Here is a 14621-nt window from a genome sequence, read left to right on the forward strand (position 1 = left end):
CCTGGTCAACTGGACTGGTCCATGAAGCGGGGGAACCAGCCTTCATGGGCGGCGGTCAGGTCGCTGACCAGGATAGCCCTGGCATCGCCGAGCTTCAGCGTGTCGCCGCCGGTCGAGCCGATCCACGGCGCGAAGATGCCGAGTTCGCCCTGCTGCTTGCGGATGGCGTCCCATTCCTCGCCATGTGGATCGATCGACAGCGTCAGGAGATAGCGGCCCTGGTCCTCGCCGAACCAGACCGGGATCGGATCGGTGCCGACAAGCCCGGGAACGGTCGCGCCGATACCGGACGCCATCGCCATTTCGGCCAGCGCCACCGCGATGCCGCCGTCTGAAACGTCATGCGCCGCCGTGACGATGCCGGACGCGATCAGCGAGCGTACATGGTCGCCGACGCGCTTCTCGTGATCGAGGTCGACCGGTGGCGGCGGGCCATCGCTGCGGCCGTGGATATCCCTGAGATAGACGGATTGGCCGAGATGCGTGCCCCAGGAAGCCGGAGCGCCGGTCAGCAGGATCATCTGGCCTTCGGCCGCGAAACCGATCCGCGCCATCTTCGACCAGTCCGATATCAGGCCGACACCGCCGATGGTCGGCGTCGGCAGGATGCCCTGGCCGTTGGTCTCGTTGTAGAGGGAGACATTGCCCGACACGATCGGGAAGCCGAGCGCCCGGCAGGCATCGCCGATGCCTTTCACCGCGCCGACCAGCTGGCCCATGATCTCGGGCCGTTCGGGATTGCCGAAATTGAGATTGTCGGTGGCCGCCAGCGGCAGCGCACCGGTCGCGGTCAGGTTGCGCCAGCATTCGGCCACCGCCTGCTTGCCGCCCTCATAGGGGTCGGCCTCGCAATAGCGCGGCGTCACGTCGGAGGAGAAGGCCAACGCTTTGGTCGGATGGCCCTCGACCCGCACCACGCCGGCATCCCCGCCCGGGAGCTGCAGCGAATTGCCCTGGATCAGCGTGTCGTACTGTTCCCACACCCAGCGGCGCGAAGACAGGTCCGGTCCGCCAAGCAGCTTCAACAGCGCATCGGCAAGGTCGGCTCGCGGGATGTCGTTGACGGCAAGCGATGCCGGCTTCTTGGGTTCGATCCAGGGGCGATCATATTCGGGCGCCTTGTCGCCGAGATCCTTGATCGGCAGGTCGGCGACCTGATCGCCCTGATGCAGCACCCGGAAGCGCAGATCGTCGGTGGTCTTGCCGACGATGGCGAAGTCGAGACCCCATTTGTGGAAGATCGCCTCGGCTTCCTTCTCCTTTTCGGGGCGCAGCACCATCAGCATGCGCTCCTGGCTTTCCGACAGCATCATCTCATAGGCGCTCATGCGCTCTTCGCGCACCGGCACCTTGTCGAGGTCGAGTTCGATGCCGAGGTTGCCCTTTGCGCCCATCTCGACCGCCGAACAGGTGAGGCCGGCCGCGCCCATATCCTGGATGGCGATGACGGCGCCCGAGGCCATCAATTCGAGGCAGGCTTCCAGCAGGCATTTTTCGGTGAAGGGATCGCCGACCTGCACGGTCGGGCGCTTCTCGTCGATCTTGTCGTCGAATTCGGCCGAGGCCATGGTGGCGCCGCCGACGCCGTCGCGGCCGGTCTTGGCGCCGAGATAGACGACCGGCAGGCCGACGCCTTTGGCTTCCGACAGGAAGATCGCATCGGTCTTGGCAAGGCCGGCGGCGAAGGCGTTGACCAGGATGTTGCCATTATAGCGGGCGTCGAAATTGACCTCGCCGCCGACCGTCGGCACGCCGAACGCATTGCCGTAGCCGCCGACGCCGGAAACGACGCCCGAGACGAGGTGCCTTGTCTTGGGGTGGTCCGGTGCGCCGAAGCGCAACGCGTTCATCGCCGCGATCGGCCGTGCGCCCATGGTGAAGACATCGCGCAAGATGCCGCCGACGCCGGTCGCGGCTCCCTGGTAGGGTTCGATGAAGGAGGGGTGGTTGTGGCTTTCCATCTTGAAGACGACGCAGTCGCCGTCACCGATATCGACCACGCCGGCATTCTCGCCCGGTCCCTGGATAACCTGAGGACCAGTGGTCGGCAGCGTGCGCAGCCACTTCTTCGAGGACTTGTACGAACAATGCTCGTTCCACATCGCCGAGAAGATGCCGAGTTCGGTGAAGCTCGGTTCGCGACCGACCAGGTCCAGTATGCGCTGATATTCATCGGGCTTCAGCCCATGCGCGGCGATGAGTTCCGATGTGATCGGCACGGAATTGGAAATGGTCATGGGCGGTGATTTATGTCCATGGAACAGGGATTTTGAGTCTCCTCTTATCGCAAGCTTTGCGGCCGATACACCCGTTGGCGGAGGAAAAAGGCAGAAAGCAACAGTGCGATGATCGCGATGGACCGCGCCAGCCGCTTCCGCGGGCAACGAAAGGCGCCGGCCATCTATTGCGACCCCGCACAGCCAAATGGGGAACGCCATGATGTCCCAGCCGTTAGGGTCCTATCACTCAGGAGACAGCACGATGGCTACCAAGCAAGGCAAGAACGACAATCGCCTCTCGGACAAGGAGGCTCTCCATATCGCGGAAACCACCGACGTTTCGCCCCGGCAGGCCAAGGAATTGGCTGAGAAGCACGGCAAGGACAAGGCGCGGAAGGAAGCCAAGAACTTCAAGGCTGAAGGGTGATCCCCAGTCCGGCTCCGACGCGTCCCGTAGGGCGGCGTCTCGAAGGCAATCGGGGCGGGGGGCCGCGAAGGGTTCAGGAAAAACTGTCGTAGCCCGCGCGGCCCTCGTCCAGCAACCGCCTGATCACCGCGACGCCGCCAGCGATATCCTCGCGCCGCCTCGGTTGCGAGACGCCGAAGCGCACGCCGTGGAAAACCCGCTCCGAACGCCCCGCCTTGAACTCATCCTCATCGTCGATCAGCACGCCGTGCTCAAGGCAGGCATTCTTGAACGTGCCGGACAGCCAGGGATCGGGCAGGGTGAGCCAGACGAACGGCACTTTGTCGTGCGATTTGAAGGAGAAGCCCGCCAGACTTTCGCGCACAATGGACATGCGGGCGCTGATCTCGGCGATGCTGCGCCTGCGGATTTCGCTGGCCTGGCCGGAAAGCACCAGCCGAGAATTCACCTCCGCCAACAGGAAGGGCATGCCGCCCGTCATCATCTTGTGGGCGACCCGAATGCGGTGGCGATAGGCGGGCGGGCAGGAGAGCCAGCCGCCACGCAGACCGGCGGCGACCGATTTCGACAGGCCGCCGGCAATGATGGTGCGTTCGGGCGCGAATTCGGCAAGCAGCGGTGTCGGGTCGTCGGTCAGATGGCCGTAGAGGTCATCCTCGATCAGGATGACGTTGTATTCACGGGCAACACGCGCGATCGCCTCGCGGCGCGCCGGCGACAAGGTCACCAAGGTCGGATTCTGCGCCGTCGGTATCAGGAAGATCATCTTGGGGTGCTTTTGCGCGCAGACCCGCTCGAAATCCGCCGGATCAAGGCCTTCATCATCCGACGCCACCAGCGCGGTGCGCCGGCCGATCAAGCCGGCGCTGCGGGAAATCTGCGAGTAGGTGAGGTGCTCGAAGGCGACATAGTCGCCGGGCGTCGTCAGGGCCGCGATCGCGGCCATCACCGCGGCGTGGGTGCCGAGAGTGGGGACGATTGTATCTGCCGTCGGCCGGAAAGAGTTGCGTGACAGCCATCGGGCGCCGGCTTCGTACCAGCGATCAGGAAAGTCGCGCGTATAGCTCGAAATCTCATGCGGATAATCCTGTGCGGCGCGTGACAGCACATCGGCGACAATGGCGCCCTGGCCGATGTCGGGGGCGGCCGTGCTGTCGAAACGCAGCTTGCCCTTGGGAACATCGACATAACGCGTGCCTTCCACGCTGACGTCGGGAGCTTCCGGCTTTGTAACGCCCGTGTTTTCGCCGAGCACGTAGGTCCCGCGTCCCACTTCGCCGCTGACCAGACCACGCTCGCGCAGCAATTGATAGGCGCGCCCGACCGTACCGACGGTGGCGCCGATGTCGTAGGCGAGGTCGCGCTGCGGCGGCAGCTTTGCTCCGGCGCCGATCACCCCCCGGTCGATATCCGCCTCGATGGAATCCGCGAGGCGCTGATACAGCGGTCCTGAACCGGTGAGATCGGGAATCCAATTTGTCATGGTAACAATTTTCTATATTGCACCGTTCCGGGAGTCAATACATATCACAATGGCACTAAAAAGGGTGCAATTGATATTTGGCAGAAAGAAAATGGATACAATCGGAACATTCCGTCACTCGGCGACCGAATTGCGCGGCCAGCCGGCTCGCCCATCCGGACAGCGCGGCTTCGCCGGCCGGCTTGTGCAACTGGTCAGGTCGCTGGCGAAATGGATCGACCATCTGCTGGAGCGCCGGCGCGGCCGGCTGGCATTGCTGGAGATGACCGACGATCAGCTCAAGGACATCGGCATTTCGCGCTGCGACGCCCACCGCGAGGGCATCAAGCCCCTCTGGGAATAGCACCGGTCTATCGGGCGCTTTTGCTCCTGAGGCGGCCGATACCGTGATCGACGAAAACGGCGACGACGCAGATCACCAGGAACAGCGCGGTGATGGCGAGCGCCGCGACAGTGACGCTGCCGACGCCGTTCTTGGCGATATCGAGGAAGGGGTAGGGCACCTCGCCCGCAAGTGGCGCCCGTGCCAGCGCATAGGCGAGATAGGCGATGGGATAGACAACCCACCAGGAGATGTCGCTCCATCGCGTTTTGCCGTCGGCGCCCGATATCAGCCACCACAGCACGAACAGCACCGGCGTCACGTAGTGCAGCAGAACGTCGCAGAGCAGGAACAGGCCCTGCGGCTGCCAAAGCCGCGCCAGCACCGTGGCATAGACGATGAAGACCAGGGTGATCGAAACCGCGACTCCCGCGCGCATCCGTGGTCCGGCAAAGGCCGGCAACCAGGCATAGAAGCTGGATGACAGCAGCGAAGTGTAGACCAGCACGGCCGCGATGTTGGTCAGGATGGTGAAGAAGCTGAAGTAGAAGACGATCGAGCCGAGCAGGCCGCGTCCCGCTTCCATCGACGCCGGAATGGTGATCGAGAACTGCAGGACAAGCGCGATCAGGCCGACAACCAATCCCGCGATCCGCAGGAGCCAACCCATGGCTGGCTCAGGCCGTGGCCGCGCAGGCCGGATTACCCGCCTGCCAGCGCGCGATATCAGAGCTGATGCGCGCGCCCAGCGGGTCGTTCATCAGCGGTCCGAAGACGTCGACGCGGCTTGAATTGCCCTGCGCCTGCACGACCAGCAACGGCTTGCCGCCATAATGCTTGGCCGGCACCAAGAGGAAACGCGGCGTGCCGCTGAACGAATTCAGCTCATTGGCCATCTGATACTGCTTGAAGGCCGGGTCCTTGCTGGCGATCCAGCATTTGTGGGCTGCGATCGCCACCTGTTCCATGGCCAGCAGCGCCGCACTTTTGCCCGACGGCACGGGCGTGCTCTTGGGGCTCGACTGGCACGATGCCAAGGCCAGGCCTGACATGGCGATCAGGGCGATCGTCCTGTTCTTGATCAAGCGGCACCCATTTCGAGTTCGGACAGAAAGATCTTCAGGCCGTCGTTCATCTCGCCCCATACCCGCGACAAGGCAGGATGCTGCGATGCGATCTGCTGATAGGCATCGAATTTGGGATAGGCGTCGATGAGGTCGTGGCGACCTGTCATGGCGCGGAAATTGTTGAAGATGAACCGCGTCGGCGTCAGCCAGGCATCGGCGAAGCTGATGTCGCTGCCGAGTGCGAAGGGGCCTTGCGCCATGCGTGCCTCGATGGCCGCCAGCCCATGGTGGAGACGGGTGAATTGGGCGTCGATCTCGGCAGTGTTGCGCTTCGGCACGAAATGCAGCTCGAAAAGCTTCATCGTCGGTGTCAGCACATCGAGATCGACGATGCGGGCAAACATGCGCACCAGCGCGCGGTCCTTGGAGTCGGGCGGCAGCAGCGCGGGTTCGGGAAACCGCTCCTCGAGATATTCGGCGATGACCACCGATTCGACGATCGTCTCGCCCGAGCCGGTGATCAGAACCGGAATCCGGTTCAGCGGCGAGATGGCGCGAAACTCCTCGGGGATCGGAAAACCCGGCGGCGGCGCGATGATCTTGAGCGGCACGTCCTTGATATAGGCCAGTGCCCGCACGATCGACGAGTAGGGCGACAGCGGCCGCGAATAGAGTTTCATGACCGTGTCTCCCTCACGTTATAATTTTGAATTGCCGCAATTCTTAAGGTTGCGGTTGCAAACTTCAAGCGGCAATGCCCAAGGCACCTTCGAACAGCGCGCGGCCGTCGCTGCCGCCATGGGCTGCTTCGATCAGGTTCTCGGGATGCGGCATCAGGCCGAGCACATTGCCCTGTTCGTTGATGATGCCTGCAATGTCGTTGATCGAGCCGTTCGGGTTGGTGTCTTCGGCATAGCGGAACACCACCTGGCCTTCGCCTTCGAGGCGGGCAAGCGTGTCGGGGTCGGCGAAATAATTACCGTCATGATGCGCCACCGGCGAGCGGATGATCTGGCCAGGCTGGTAGCGGCGGGTGAACATGGTGTTGGCGTTGGCGATCTCGAGCTTGACCTGCCGGCAGACGAATTTGAGCGAGGTGTTGCGCATCAGGGCGCCCGGCAGCAGTCCCGCCTCGACCAGGATCTGGAAGCCGTTGCAGACACCGATCACCATGACGCCCTTGGCCGCCTTCTCGGCCACTGCCCGCATCACCGGCATGCGCGCGGCGATCGCGCCGCAGCGCAGATAGTCGCCGAAGGAGAAACCGCCAGGGATGGCGATCAGGTCGACATCGGGGATTTCTGTGTCGGTCTGCCAGACGGTTGCCGGCGCCTGTCCGGAAATCTTGGTCAGCGCCGCGATCATGTCGCGGTCGCGGTTGAGGCCGGGGAGAAGGACGACGGCTGTTTTCATTTTGGTTCGTAAGGCCTTTGTGCTTCGGCAAGCTCGCGCAGGTCGAGACGGCGTTCTATGCGTTCAAGTCGATCATCCTGGCGGGCGAGAATGCCATAAATGTTGTGGATGTCGCTTTGCGTTGCCACCATGTGACCCCGCATTACATTCAATTCCCGTTTCGTTTCGGAAACATCCTGACGAAGCTCACCAATTTCGTGATGCACGCGCTTCAGCAACTCGAACATCAACTCATTCGTGACTTCCGACATAGTGCCTCCGACACAACCTCAGGTAAGCGTCACACTATAATTCTCGATCACCGTATTCGCCAGCAGCTTGTCGCACATGGCCTTGAGATCGGCCTCGGCCTTGGTCTTGTCGCTTTCCGAAAGCTCGACGTCGAATACCTTGCCCTGCCGCACCTGCCCGACGCCATCGAAGCCCAGTCCCGACAGCGCGTGTTCGATTGCCTTGCCTTGCGGGTCGAGCACGCCATTCTTGAGGGTGACGGTAATGCGGGCCTTGATCACGCTGGACATGCTCCTGTTCCGGATATTGGGGGCGCAAGCCGCTATCAGTGCGGCTTGCCTTTGAGGCCGTCGGTCGAGGCGACAAGCACCGGGCCGGTAGGGCGCGGGGGTTCGTTCTCGTTCATGATGCCGAGGCGGCGGGCGACTTCCTGATAGGCCTCGACGAGGCCGCCCATGTCACGGCGGAAACGGTCCTTGTCGAGCTTGTCCTGCGTCGCCACGTCCCACAGGCGGCAGGAGTCCGGCGAAATCTCGTCGGCCACGACGATGCGCATCATGTCGCCCTCGAACAGGCGGCCGCACTCGATCTTGAAGTCGACGAGTTGGATGCCGACGCCCATGAACAGGCCGGAGAGGAAATCGTTGACGCGGATGGCCAGCGCCATGACGTCGTCGATCTCCTGCGGGCTCGCCCAGCCGAACGCCGTGATGTGCTCTTCCGACACCATCGGGTCGTCGAGCGCGTCGGCCTTGTAGTAGAATTCGATGATCGAGCGCGGCAGGACGGTGCCTTCCTCGATGCCGAGGCGCTTGGACAGCGAACCGGCGGCGACATTGCGCACCACCACCTCGAGCGGAATGATCTCGACTTCCTTGATCAGCTGCTCGCGCATGTTGAGCCGGCGGATGAAGTGGGTCGGAATGCCCATGCGGTTCAAATGATTGAATATGTACTCGGAAATGCGGTTGTTGAGCACGCCCTTGCCGTCGATGACCTCGTGTTTCTTCTTGTTGAACGCGGTTGCGTCGTCCTTGAAGAACTGGATCAGCGTGCCGGGTTCCGGTCCCTCATAGAGGATCTTGGCCTTGCCTTCATAAATGCGGCGGCGATTTTTCATTTGAATTTTTCTCTGGATTTGCGGGCAGGCGGTAAGCGACCACTTCCTGTCCGTCCGCCTGAATTAGTGCGGCGACGGTGACGTTCAATGCCGGGTCTATCCCAATCACATCGTTTGCTCAATCGGCAAATCCTTCCAATCAACCGCTTTCGGGACTGAAATGCCGCAGCGCAGCATATGACGAAGCATATTGACCGGCCCGCGACCTTTTGGTTTGTGCTTCGGCAACACACATATTCGCCTGCCAACGAATCGGATTTGACCCGGAGGGACGCCATGAGCAGCATGAAAGACCGCGAAGAGGGCTTCGAGCGCAAATTCGCATTCGACGAGGAGCTTCGGTTCAAGGCCTCGGCGCGGCGCAACAAGGCGCTTGGCCTGTGGGCAGCCGAAAAGCTCGGAAAGTCCGGCGCCGACGCCGACGCCTACGCCAAGGAAGTCGTTGTTTCCGACATCGAGGAAGCCGGCGACCATGACGTGTTCCGCAAGATCCGTAGGGATTTCGATGCCGCCGGTGTCGAACAGTCCGATCACCAGATCCGCCGCACCATGGACGAACTGATGGCGCAGGCGATCGAGCAGATCAAGAACACCTGATCCGGCCTCCTCCTGGACCAATCGACCGCCCGGCCAAGCTGGGCGGTTTTTCTTTGCCTTTGCGGCGGTTTCCGGCTGAAACTGCTGACGTCAACAAGGAAAGAGATTAGATGTCCCTGAAGTCCCGTCTTGCCGCGGATGAAACGCTGGTCACCGCCTGGTCGGGCGTGCCAGACGCGCTGACCGTCGAGATCCTCGCTAAACAGGGCTTTGACGCGGTCACCCTCGATATGCAGCACGGCGGCCATCATGAGGACAGCGTGCTGCGCGGTCTCATGCCCGTGCTCGCCGCAAACAAGCCGGCGCTGGTGCGCATTCCCGTCGGCCGTTTCGACATGGCCAGCCGGGCTCTCGATTTCGGCGCCGAAGCGGTCATCGCGCCGATGGTCAACTCGGTGGCCGATGCAAAGCTGTTCGCCGCCGCCATGAAATATCCGCCGCTCGGCGAGCGCTCCTGGGGCCCGACCTATGCCTTCCCCCGCCATGGCAAGGGTGACCATGCCGAATGGCTGCGCGACACCAATCAACGCACCATGGCTTTTGCGATGGTCGAGACACGCGCCGCGCTCGATGCGCTCGACGGCATCCTCGACACGCCTGGCATCGACGGCATCTTCCTCGGGCCGTCCGATTTCTCGATCGCCTGGTCGAACGGCGCGACAGTCAATTCGACTCTCGAAAGCATGATGGAGACGGTGGCCTCGGTTGCCGAGCGCACCCGCAAAGCCGGCAAGCATGCGGCCATCTATGTCGTCGAACCGGCTATATCAGGCCGTGTCGTGTCGATGGGCTACCGCCTGCTCGCCACGGGCTCCGAGCATGCGCTGATTTCACTGGGGGCAAAGACCCTGCTCAAGGGCATCAAGGATTCTATCGACGCCTGACGCGGCGCGACCACCTCCCTAAGCCTTCAGGTCGGTCAGGAACTTGGCGAAGGTCATTGACCCCTCGGGCCACGGCCCGAAGCCTGAATCCTCGCTGAGATGGCCGGTCTCGCCGGCATCGATGAACAGCGACCCCCAGGCTCCGGCGATGTCTTCGGCGACTTCGAAAGGGCAGAACGGGTCGTTGCGGCTGGCGATCACGATCGATGGAAACGGCAGCGGCTCGCGCGGATAGGGGCCGAAGGTCATCAGATGCTTCGGCTTGATCTTGGGATTGGCGACGTCGGGCGGCGCCACGAAGAAGGCGCCGGCGACCGGCTTCCGGAACCGCGGAATGGCCTGTACGGCCGCGGCCACTCCCAGTGAGTGAGCAACGATGACAACCGGCTTCTCGGCCTCGTTGACCGCCTTGGCGACGCTCGCCGTCCAGTCCTCGCGCACCGGCTTCGACCATTCGGCCTGCTCGACGCGCCGCGCCGTCGACAGTTTCGATTGCCAGCGCGTCTGCCAATGCTCAGGCCCGGAATTGGTGTAGCCGGGAACGATCAGGATATCTGCGTCTTTGACTTTCATGGCGCTGAGATAGCGAGCGCGATTGCCTCATGCAACCGTTGATGGACGAGCTCCCGTTCGTAACGGTGAACACCATGTTCGCTGTTCGCCGTCTTGTGTGAACGATGAAGATCGACGATCTCTGTCGGGGAAGAAACAGCCGTGGAGGACCGGGATTTTGGCGCTGACACGACGTACGATGATCGGCGCCACGGGACTCCTGGCTTTGGGAGCGTCGCGAAACGTCGCCGCAACGGAGACAATGATGAGCGAACTGCCATTTGCCGCCACCACGCCGGTGAGCGTTGCCAGGGTCGGGCTGAAGGCGCGTGATGCCGAGAGCCTCGCGGCCTATTACCGCCGGGTTGTCGGCCTGCAGGAACTGAGCCGCGCCGATAGCGCGATCACGCTCGGCGCCGCCAACCGTCCGCTGCTGGTTCTCGAACCGGATAATTCGGCCAAGCCGGACGATCCGCGCAGCGCCGGCCTTTTCCACACGGCCTTCCTGCTGCCCAGCCGTGCCGATCTCGGCCGCTGGATCAACCATGCCATTTCAGACAAGATCGCCATCGAGGGGGCGTCCGACCATCTGGTCAGCGAAGCGCTGTACCTGACCGATCCCGAGGGTAACGGCATCGAGATCTATGCCGACCGCCGCCCGCAGGACTGGAAATGGAACGGCGACAAGATCGCCATGGCGACCGAGCGGATGAACATTCCTTCCGTCGTCGCCGAAGTGCCGGCTGTCGATGCGGGTTGGCAGGGTGCGCCGGAAAACAGCATTGTCGGCCATGTCCATTTGCGCGTCGGCAGGCCGGAAGAGGCGGAGGCCTGGTGGAACCAGGAATTCGGCTTCGATACCGTGGCCAAATATGGCGGCCAGGCGGTGTTCCTGTCGTCAGGCCATTACCACCACCACATCGGCGCGAATGCCTGGCAGAGCGCCGGCGCCGGCCGTCGCGATCTGAGCCGGTCCGGTCTTGCCTGGGTCGAGATGCGTTCGGACAATGTGGCCAGCGAAATCATCCGCGAGGACCCCTGGGGCACGGTGATCAGGACCGTGCCTGGCAAGGCGTGATTGTACGTCACCACAGCTTCTTTCTCCCCGTCACTATACGGGGAGAAATGCCCGGCAGGGCAATGAGGGGCGGCGCCGAGCGTGCAAGGTTATCGTGTCTGACACAATGCCATGGGTAACTTTAGCCGCCGAAGTTGGCGCTGCCCCTCATCCGCCTGCCGGCACCTTCTCCCCGTATAGTGACGGGGAGAAGAGGGCTAAATTTCTCCGAACACCCGCTTGAAGATCGTGTCGACGTGCTTGGTGTGATAGCCCAGGTCGAATTTCTCGCGGATCTCGGCTTCGGGTAGCGCTGCGGTCACTTCCTTGTCGGCCAGAAGTTCCTCAAGAAAATCAGCGCCTTGTTCCCATACTTTCATGGCGTTGCGCTGCACCAGCCGGTAGGAGTCCTCGCGCGACAGGCCGGCCTGCGTCAGCGCCAGCATCACGCGCTGCGAATGTACCAGGCCGCGGAACTTGTTCATGTTGTTCAGCATGTTCTCGGGATAGACGACCAGCTTGTCGACGACGCTGGTCAGGCGTGACAGCGCGAAATCGAGCGTCACGGTGGCGTCCGGGCCGATCATGCGCTCGACCGAGGAGTGCGAGATGTCGCGCTCGTGCCAGAGCGCCACATTCTCCATCGCCGGCAGCGCCATGGAGCGCACCATGCGGGCAAGGCCGGTGAGGTTCTCGGTCAACACCGGGTTGCGCTTGTGCGGCATCGCCGACGAGCCCTTCTGGCCTGGCGAGAAAAACTCTTCCGCTTCCAGCACTTCGGTGCGCTGCAGATGCCGGACCTCGATCGCCAGCCGCTCGATCGACGAGGCGATGACGCCGAGCGTGGCGAAGAACATGGCGTGGCGGTCGCGCGGAATGACCTGCGTCGATACGGGTTCAGGCTTCAGACCAAGCTTCGCCGCCACATGCTCCTCGACATAGGGTTCGATGTTGGCGAAGGTGCCGACCGCCCCTGAAATCGCACATGTGGCAATGTCTTCGCGTGCGTGCACCAGCCGCTCGCGGCAGCGCGAGAATTCGGCATAGGCCTGCGCCAGCTTGATGCCGAAGGTGGTCGGCTCGGCATGGATGCCGTGGCTGCGGCCGATGGTGACGGTATCCTTGTGTTCGACGGCGCGGCTCTTGAGCGCGGCAAGCAAGGTATCGATGTCGGCGAGCAGGATGTCGCTGGCGCGGGTAAGCTGCACCGCAAAGCAGGTGTCGAGCACGTCAGACGACGTCATGCCCTGGTGGATGAAGCGTGCGTCGGGTCCGACGAATTCGGCAAGATGGGTCAGGAAGGCGATGACGTCATGCTTGGTGACACGCTCGATCGCATCGATCTTCTCGACGTCGAATTCCGCCGCGCGTCCCTTTTCCCAGATGGTTTTGGCCGCTTCCTTGGGGATGACCCCCAGTTCGGCCAGCGCGTCACAGGCGTGGGCCTCGATTTCGAACCAGATCCGAAACCGCGTTTCGGGCGACCAGATGGCGACCATTTCCGGCCGGGAATAACGAGGGATCATCGGTCAGTCCTGATGTGTCGGAGGGATTTGTCCGCGTCCTAACAGAGGCGGACCGAATGCTCAACGCTGATGCCGCGCAAACCAGAGGCCGGCAGCGAACAAGGCGACAAAACCAAGCGGAAAATAGAGCCGGATGCCCAGTACCACGAACTGGTAGGACGCCACCGCCATCGTGAAGGCGAGCTGAAAACCCCAGGTGAGGGTGAACGCGGGCGCATGCCATTCGGCATAATAGGACCGGTATTGCAGGGCATACAGCCCGGCGGTCAGGCCGATCGTTGCGCCAGCAAGGCACACCAACGCCGCGGCGAAGGCGACCTCGGCGCCTCTTCCGAGCGAGACCAGCCGCGCCGCGAACAGGCCAGCCGGAAACGCCAGGGCGCCGCCGGCCGCGAACAGCAGCGACACGGTGCGGATCTTGCCCGGCGTCACCCAATTGTCCAGCAACAGGTTGACGAGTGCGCTGGAGGCCATCGTGGCCGCCCACAGCAGGGCGCCGAGAAGTGCCGTGCGCGGTGTCGGCATCGCGTCGCGAAGGCGGCCCAGGGCGCGATTGCGCCTTACGGGTTGGACAAGCTCTGTCACAGCCGGCCGGTCACGGCGATCCAGCGAAAGTCCGGCCCCTCGAAGCCATATTGGCGCACCGCTATCAGAACCGCGTAGGCGCTGAGGCTGTCCATCGAGAAGGTCTGTACCGCGCCGATGCGGTAGCCGTTCGGGCAGCCCCGGCTCTTGGGGATCGCTTTGTCCTCATGCAGCAATTTGGTGGTGCCGCCATCCTGCGCCTCGATACGCAGCAGCCGGAAGCCGTTGATCTCGCCCTGGCTGTCGCAGCCTTGCGTGTTGTTCATGCCGATCTCGTCGAGCCGGAACTCGAGCGGCTGGTCGACCGGGGAGAAGATCGGGCGCGGGTTGACCGCGATGCGATGCGGATCGGCCGAAAGCTCGGTCACCGGGTTGAAACCGGCGGTGATGCCCCGGTTGGCGCTGAGCTCGGCCTGACTGACAACAGCCTCGCCCTTCTGGCGGGCCTGGAGGCGGGCGGCGTCTAGCGTTGCGTTCTCATCGTCGAGCCGGACCCTGATCGGCGTCCCCTTGAGAAAGCTGTCGCTGCCTGTGTCGATGTAATAGCGGTTGGCATAGGGAAAGCCCGACCCGTCCTGGACGCCGTATTCCTCGAAGGCGAAGACGCTGCCATCCCGGGTGAAGCCGAGGATTTCAAGCTCCGCGACATCGCCGGCCTGGGCGGCGATCGACGCCGCGAGCTGCGCTGCCAGGGATACGGCAAACAGGAAAAGCATTCGCATCGTTTTTCACCCCGGCAGCCGCGATCGTTTCAATCCCTAGCACGACGAAGTCAAAACGTCGTGCGGACCAAAGCCGATGCATCCAATCCGCTCGTCATTTGTTATTGTCGGCACTCCCAGTGGAAAACCACCCCAATGGAGAACCTGACATGACCGACACCAGCAAGATTCGTGAGCATATGGAAGTCGTTGGCGCCGACGGCGTGCATATTGGCACCGTCGACAAGGTCGATGGCCAGCGCATCAAGCTGACCAAGGCCGACAGCGGCGAGGGCTCTCACAAGGGCCACCACCACTATATTTCCCTGGCCCTGGTTGCCGAGGTCGATGGCAAGAAGGTGTGGTTGTCCGCGAATTCGGACGTCGCGGTGACGTTCGAGGAAGAAAAATCCGATCCTGTCTGAGAAGGGCTCCGG

At 62.8% G+C, this 14621-nt stretch carries 19 protein-coding genes; 6 read left to right on the forward strand and 13 right to left on the reverse strand.

Going from position 1 to position 14621, the window contains the following annotated elements; genetic code table 11:
- Positions 1-5: 5 nt before the first annotated feature.
- Positions 6-2237 carry a phosphoribosylformylglycinamidine synthase subunit PurL gene (gene purL / locus LB564_RS00790; RefSeq protein ID WP_224534389.1) on the reverse strand — a complete coding sequence of 744 codons (2232 nt, stop codon included), beginning with the start codon at positions 2235-2237 and terminating at the stop codon, positions 6-8.
- A gap of 244 nt (positions 2238-2481) precedes the next feature.
- Between purL and LB564_RS00795 the strand changes: the two genes are divergently transcribed.
- Positions 2482-2646, forward strand: coding sequence for a hypothetical protein (locus LB564_RS00795; protein ID WP_181173710.1), 165 nt, complete (start codon positions 2482-2484; stop codon positions 2644-2646).
- A 73-nt stretch (positions 2647-2719) separates the two neighbouring features.
- Here the strand turns inward: LB564_RS00795 and LB564_RS00800 are convergent, their stop codons facing one another.
- Positions 2720-4129: a PLP-dependent aminotransferase family protein gene (locus tag LB564_RS00800; RefSeq protein WP_224534390.1), complete on the reverse strand. Its 1410-nt coding sequence runs from the start codon at positions 4127-4129 to the stop codon at positions 2720-2722.
- A 91-nt stretch (positions 4130-4220) separates the two neighbouring features.
- Here LB564_RS00800 and LB564_RS00805 point away from each other — a divergent pair, with 91 nt between their 5' ends.
- A complete protein-coding gene (locus tag LB564_RS00805; RefSeq protein WP_224534391.1) occupies positions 4221-4472 on the forward strand; it encodes a DUF1127 domain-containing protein in 252 nt (83 codons plus the stop codon).
- A gap of 7 nt (positions 4473-4479) precedes the next feature.
- Here the strand turns inward: LB564_RS00805 and LB564_RS00810 are convergent, their stop codons facing one another.
- From LB564_RS00810 to purC, 7 genes are all read right to left on the reverse strand, one after another.
- Positions 4480-5121: a Pr6Pr family membrane protein gene (locus tag LB564_RS00810; protein WP_224534392.1), complete on the reverse strand. Its 642-nt coding sequence runs from the start codon at positions 5119-5121 to the stop codon at positions 4480-4482.
- 7 nt (positions 5122-5128) lie between these two features.
- Positions 5129-5536: a hypothetical protein gene (locus LB564_RS00815; protein ID WP_140706727.1), complete on the reverse strand. Its 408-nt coding sequence runs from the start codon at positions 5534-5536 to the stop codon at positions 5129-5131.
- Positions 5533-6198: a glutathione S-transferase family protein gene (locus tag LB564_RS00820; protein WP_224534393.1), complete on the reverse strand. Its 666-nt coding sequence runs from the start codon at positions 6196-6198 to the stop codon at positions 5533-5535. The genes LB564_RS00815 and LB564_RS00820 overlap by 4 nt, the downstream gene beginning before the upstream one ends.
- Positions 6199-6262: 64 nt before the next feature.
- Complete coding sequence (purQ, locus tag LB564_RS00825; RefSeq protein ID WP_224534394.1) at positions 6263-6931, reverse strand: phosphoribosylformylglycinamidine synthase subunit PurQ; 669 nt, start codon at positions 6929-6931, stop codon at positions 6263-6265.
- A complete protein-coding gene (locus tag LB564_RS00830; protein ID WP_224534395.1) occupies positions 6928-7182 on the reverse strand; it encodes a hypothetical protein in 255 nt (84 codons plus the stop codon). The genes purQ and LB564_RS00830 overlap by 4 nt, the downstream gene beginning before the upstream one ends.
- A gap of 18 nt (positions 7183-7200) precedes the next feature.
- Entirely contained in the window at positions 7201-7443 is a 243-nt protein-coding gene (gene purS, locus LB564_RS00835; RefSeq protein ID WP_224535378.1) for a phosphoribosylformylglycinamidine synthase subunit PurS, read from the reverse strand.
- Positions 7444-7487: 44 nt separating this feature from the next.
- A complete protein-coding gene (purC, locus tag LB564_RS00840; protein ID WP_013532127.1) occupies positions 7488-8282 on the reverse strand; it encodes a phosphoribosylaminoimidazolesuccinocarboxamide synthase in 795 nt (264 codons plus the stop codon).
- Between the two features lie 276 nt (positions 8283-8558).
- On the opposite strand from purC, the gene LB564_RS00845 reads away from it, so the two are divergent.
- Together LB564_RS00845 and LB564_RS00850 are read left to right on the forward strand one after the other, a co-directional pair.
- On the forward strand, positions 8559-8879 hold the full coding sequence (locus LB564_RS00845) for a DUF1476 domain-containing protein (protein WP_027028674.1): 321 nt from the start codon (positions 8559-8561) through the stop codon (positions 8877-8879).
- A gap of 110 nt (positions 8880-8989) precedes the next feature.
- The gene (locus LB564_RS00850; RefSeq protein ID WP_224534397.1) at positions 8990-9763 is read left to right on the forward strand and encodes an HpcH/HpaI aldolase family protein; all 774 of its coding nucleotides are present in this window, start codon (positions 8990-8992) and stop codon (positions 9761-9763) included.
- Positions 9764-9781: 18 nt separating this feature from the next.
- Here the strand turns inward: LB564_RS00850 and LB564_RS00855 are convergent, their stop codons facing one another.
- Entirely contained in the window at positions 9782-10336 is a 555-nt protein-coding gene (locus LB564_RS00855; protein ID WP_224534398.1) for an RBBP9/YdeN family alpha/beta hydrolase, read from the reverse strand.
- Positions 10337-10580: 244 nt separating this feature from the next.
- Here LB564_RS00855 and LB564_RS00860 point away from each other — a divergent pair, with 244 nt between their 5' ends.
- The gene (locus tag LB564_RS00860; protein ID WP_224534400.1) at positions 10581-11393 is read left to right on the forward strand and encodes a VOC family protein; all 813 of its coding nucleotides are present in this window, start codon (positions 10581-10583) and stop codon (positions 11391-11393) included.
- A 197-nt stretch (positions 11394-11590) separates the two neighbouring features.
- Here the strand turns inward: LB564_RS00860 and purB are convergent, their stop codons facing one another.
- Genes purB through LB564_RS00875 form a run of 3 tightly spaced genes read right to left on the reverse strand, consistent with a single transcriptional unit; the run spans position 11591 to position 14205 of the window.
- Complete coding sequence (purB, locus tag LB564_RS00865) at positions 11591-12898, reverse strand: adenylosuccinate lyase (RefSeq protein ID WP_224534402.1); 1308 nt, start codon at positions 12896-12898, stop codon at positions 11591-11593.
- A 60-nt stretch (positions 12899-12958) separates the two neighbouring features.
- A complete protein-coding gene (locus LB564_RS00870; RefSeq protein WP_224534404.1) occupies positions 12959-13423 on the reverse strand; it encodes a hypothetical protein in 465 nt (154 codons plus the stop codon).
- Positions 13424-13479: 56 nt separating this feature from the next.
- A complete protein-coding gene (locus LB564_RS00875) occupies positions 13480-14205 on the reverse strand; it encodes a DUF2259 domain-containing protein (protein ID WP_224534407.1) in 726 nt (241 codons plus the stop codon).
- Positions 14206-14354: 149 nt separating this feature from the next.
- Between LB564_RS00875 and LB564_RS00880 the strand changes: the two genes are divergently transcribed.
- A complete protein-coding gene (locus LB564_RS00880) occupies positions 14355-14609 on the forward strand; it encodes a DUF2171 domain-containing protein (RefSeq protein ID WP_140706707.1) in 255 nt (84 codons plus the stop codon).
- Positions 14610-14621: the final 12 nt, after the last annotated feature.

Origin of the sequence: Mesorhizobium sp. ES1-6 (genome assembly GCF_020164775.1) — a bacterium.
In the GTDB taxonomy this organism is placed as follows: domain Bacteria; phylum Pseudomonadota; class Alphaproteobacteria; order Rhizobiales; family Rhizobiaceae; genus Mesorhizobium.

Coding starts and splice junctions, on each gene's coding strand:
- purL (WP_224534389.1), bottom strand. CDS start 2,237: ATGACCATTTCCAATTCCGTGCCGATCACATCGGAACTCATCGCCGCG.
- LB564_RS00795 (WP_181173710.1), top strand. CDS start 2,482: ATGGCTACCAAGCAAGGCAAGAACGACAATCGCCTCTCGGACAAGGAG.
- LB564_RS00800 (WP_224534390.1), bottom strand. CDS start 4,129: ATGACAAATTGGATTCCCGATCTCACCGGTTCAGGACCGCTGTATCAG.
- LB564_RS00805 (WP_224534391.1), top strand. CDS start 4,221: ATGGATACAATCGGAACATTCCGTCACTCGGCGACCGAATTGCGCGGC.
- LB564_RS00810 (WP_224534392.1), bottom strand. CDS start 5,121: ATGGGTTGGCTCCTGCGGATCGCGGGATTGGTTGTCGGCCTGATCGCG.
- LB564_RS00820 (WP_224534393.1), bottom strand. CDS start 6,198: ATGAAACTCTATTCGCGGCCGCTGTCGCCCTACTCGTCGATCGTGCGG.
- purQ (WP_224534394.1), bottom strand. CDS start 6,931: ATGAAAACAGCCGTCGTCCTTCTCCCCGGCCTCAACCGCGACCGCGAC.
- LB564_RS00830 (WP_224534395.1), bottom strand. CDS start 7,182: ATGTCGGAAGTCACGAATGAGTTGATGTTCGAGTTGCTGAAGCGCGTG.
- purC (WP_013532127.1), bottom strand. CDS start 8,282: ATGAAAAATCGCCGCCGCATTTATGAAGGCAAGGCCAAGATCCTCTAT.
- LB564_RS00845 (WP_027028674.1), top strand. CDS start 8,559: ATGAGCAGCATGAAAGACCGCGAAGAGGGCTTCGAGCGCAAATTCGCA.
- LB564_RS00850 (WP_224534397.1), top strand. CDS start 8,990: ATGTCCCTGAAGTCCCGTCTTGCCGCGGATGAAACGCTGGTCACCGCC.
- LB564_RS00855 (WP_224534398.1), bottom strand. CDS start 10,336: ATGAAAGTCAAAGACGCAGATATCCTGATCGTTCCCGGCTACACCAAT.
- LB564_RS00860 (WP_224534400.1), top strand. CDS start 10,581: ATGAGCGAACTGCCATTTGCCGCCACCACGCCGGTGAGCGTTGCCAGG.
- purB (WP_224534402.1), bottom strand. CDS start 12,898: ATGATCCCTCGTTATTCCCGGCCGGAAATGGTCGCCATCTGGTCGCCC.
- LB564_RS00870 (WP_224534404.1), bottom strand. CDS start 13,423: ATGCCGACACCGCGCACGGCACTTCTCGGCGCCCTGCTGTGGGCGGCC.
- LB564_RS00875 (WP_224534407.1), bottom strand. CDS start 14,205: ATGCGAATGCTTTTCCTGTTTGCCGTATCCCTGGCAGCGCAGCTCGCG.
- LB564_RS00880 (WP_140706707.1), top strand. CDS start 14,355: ATGACCGACACCAGCAAGATTCGTGAGCATATGGAAGTCGTTGGCGCC.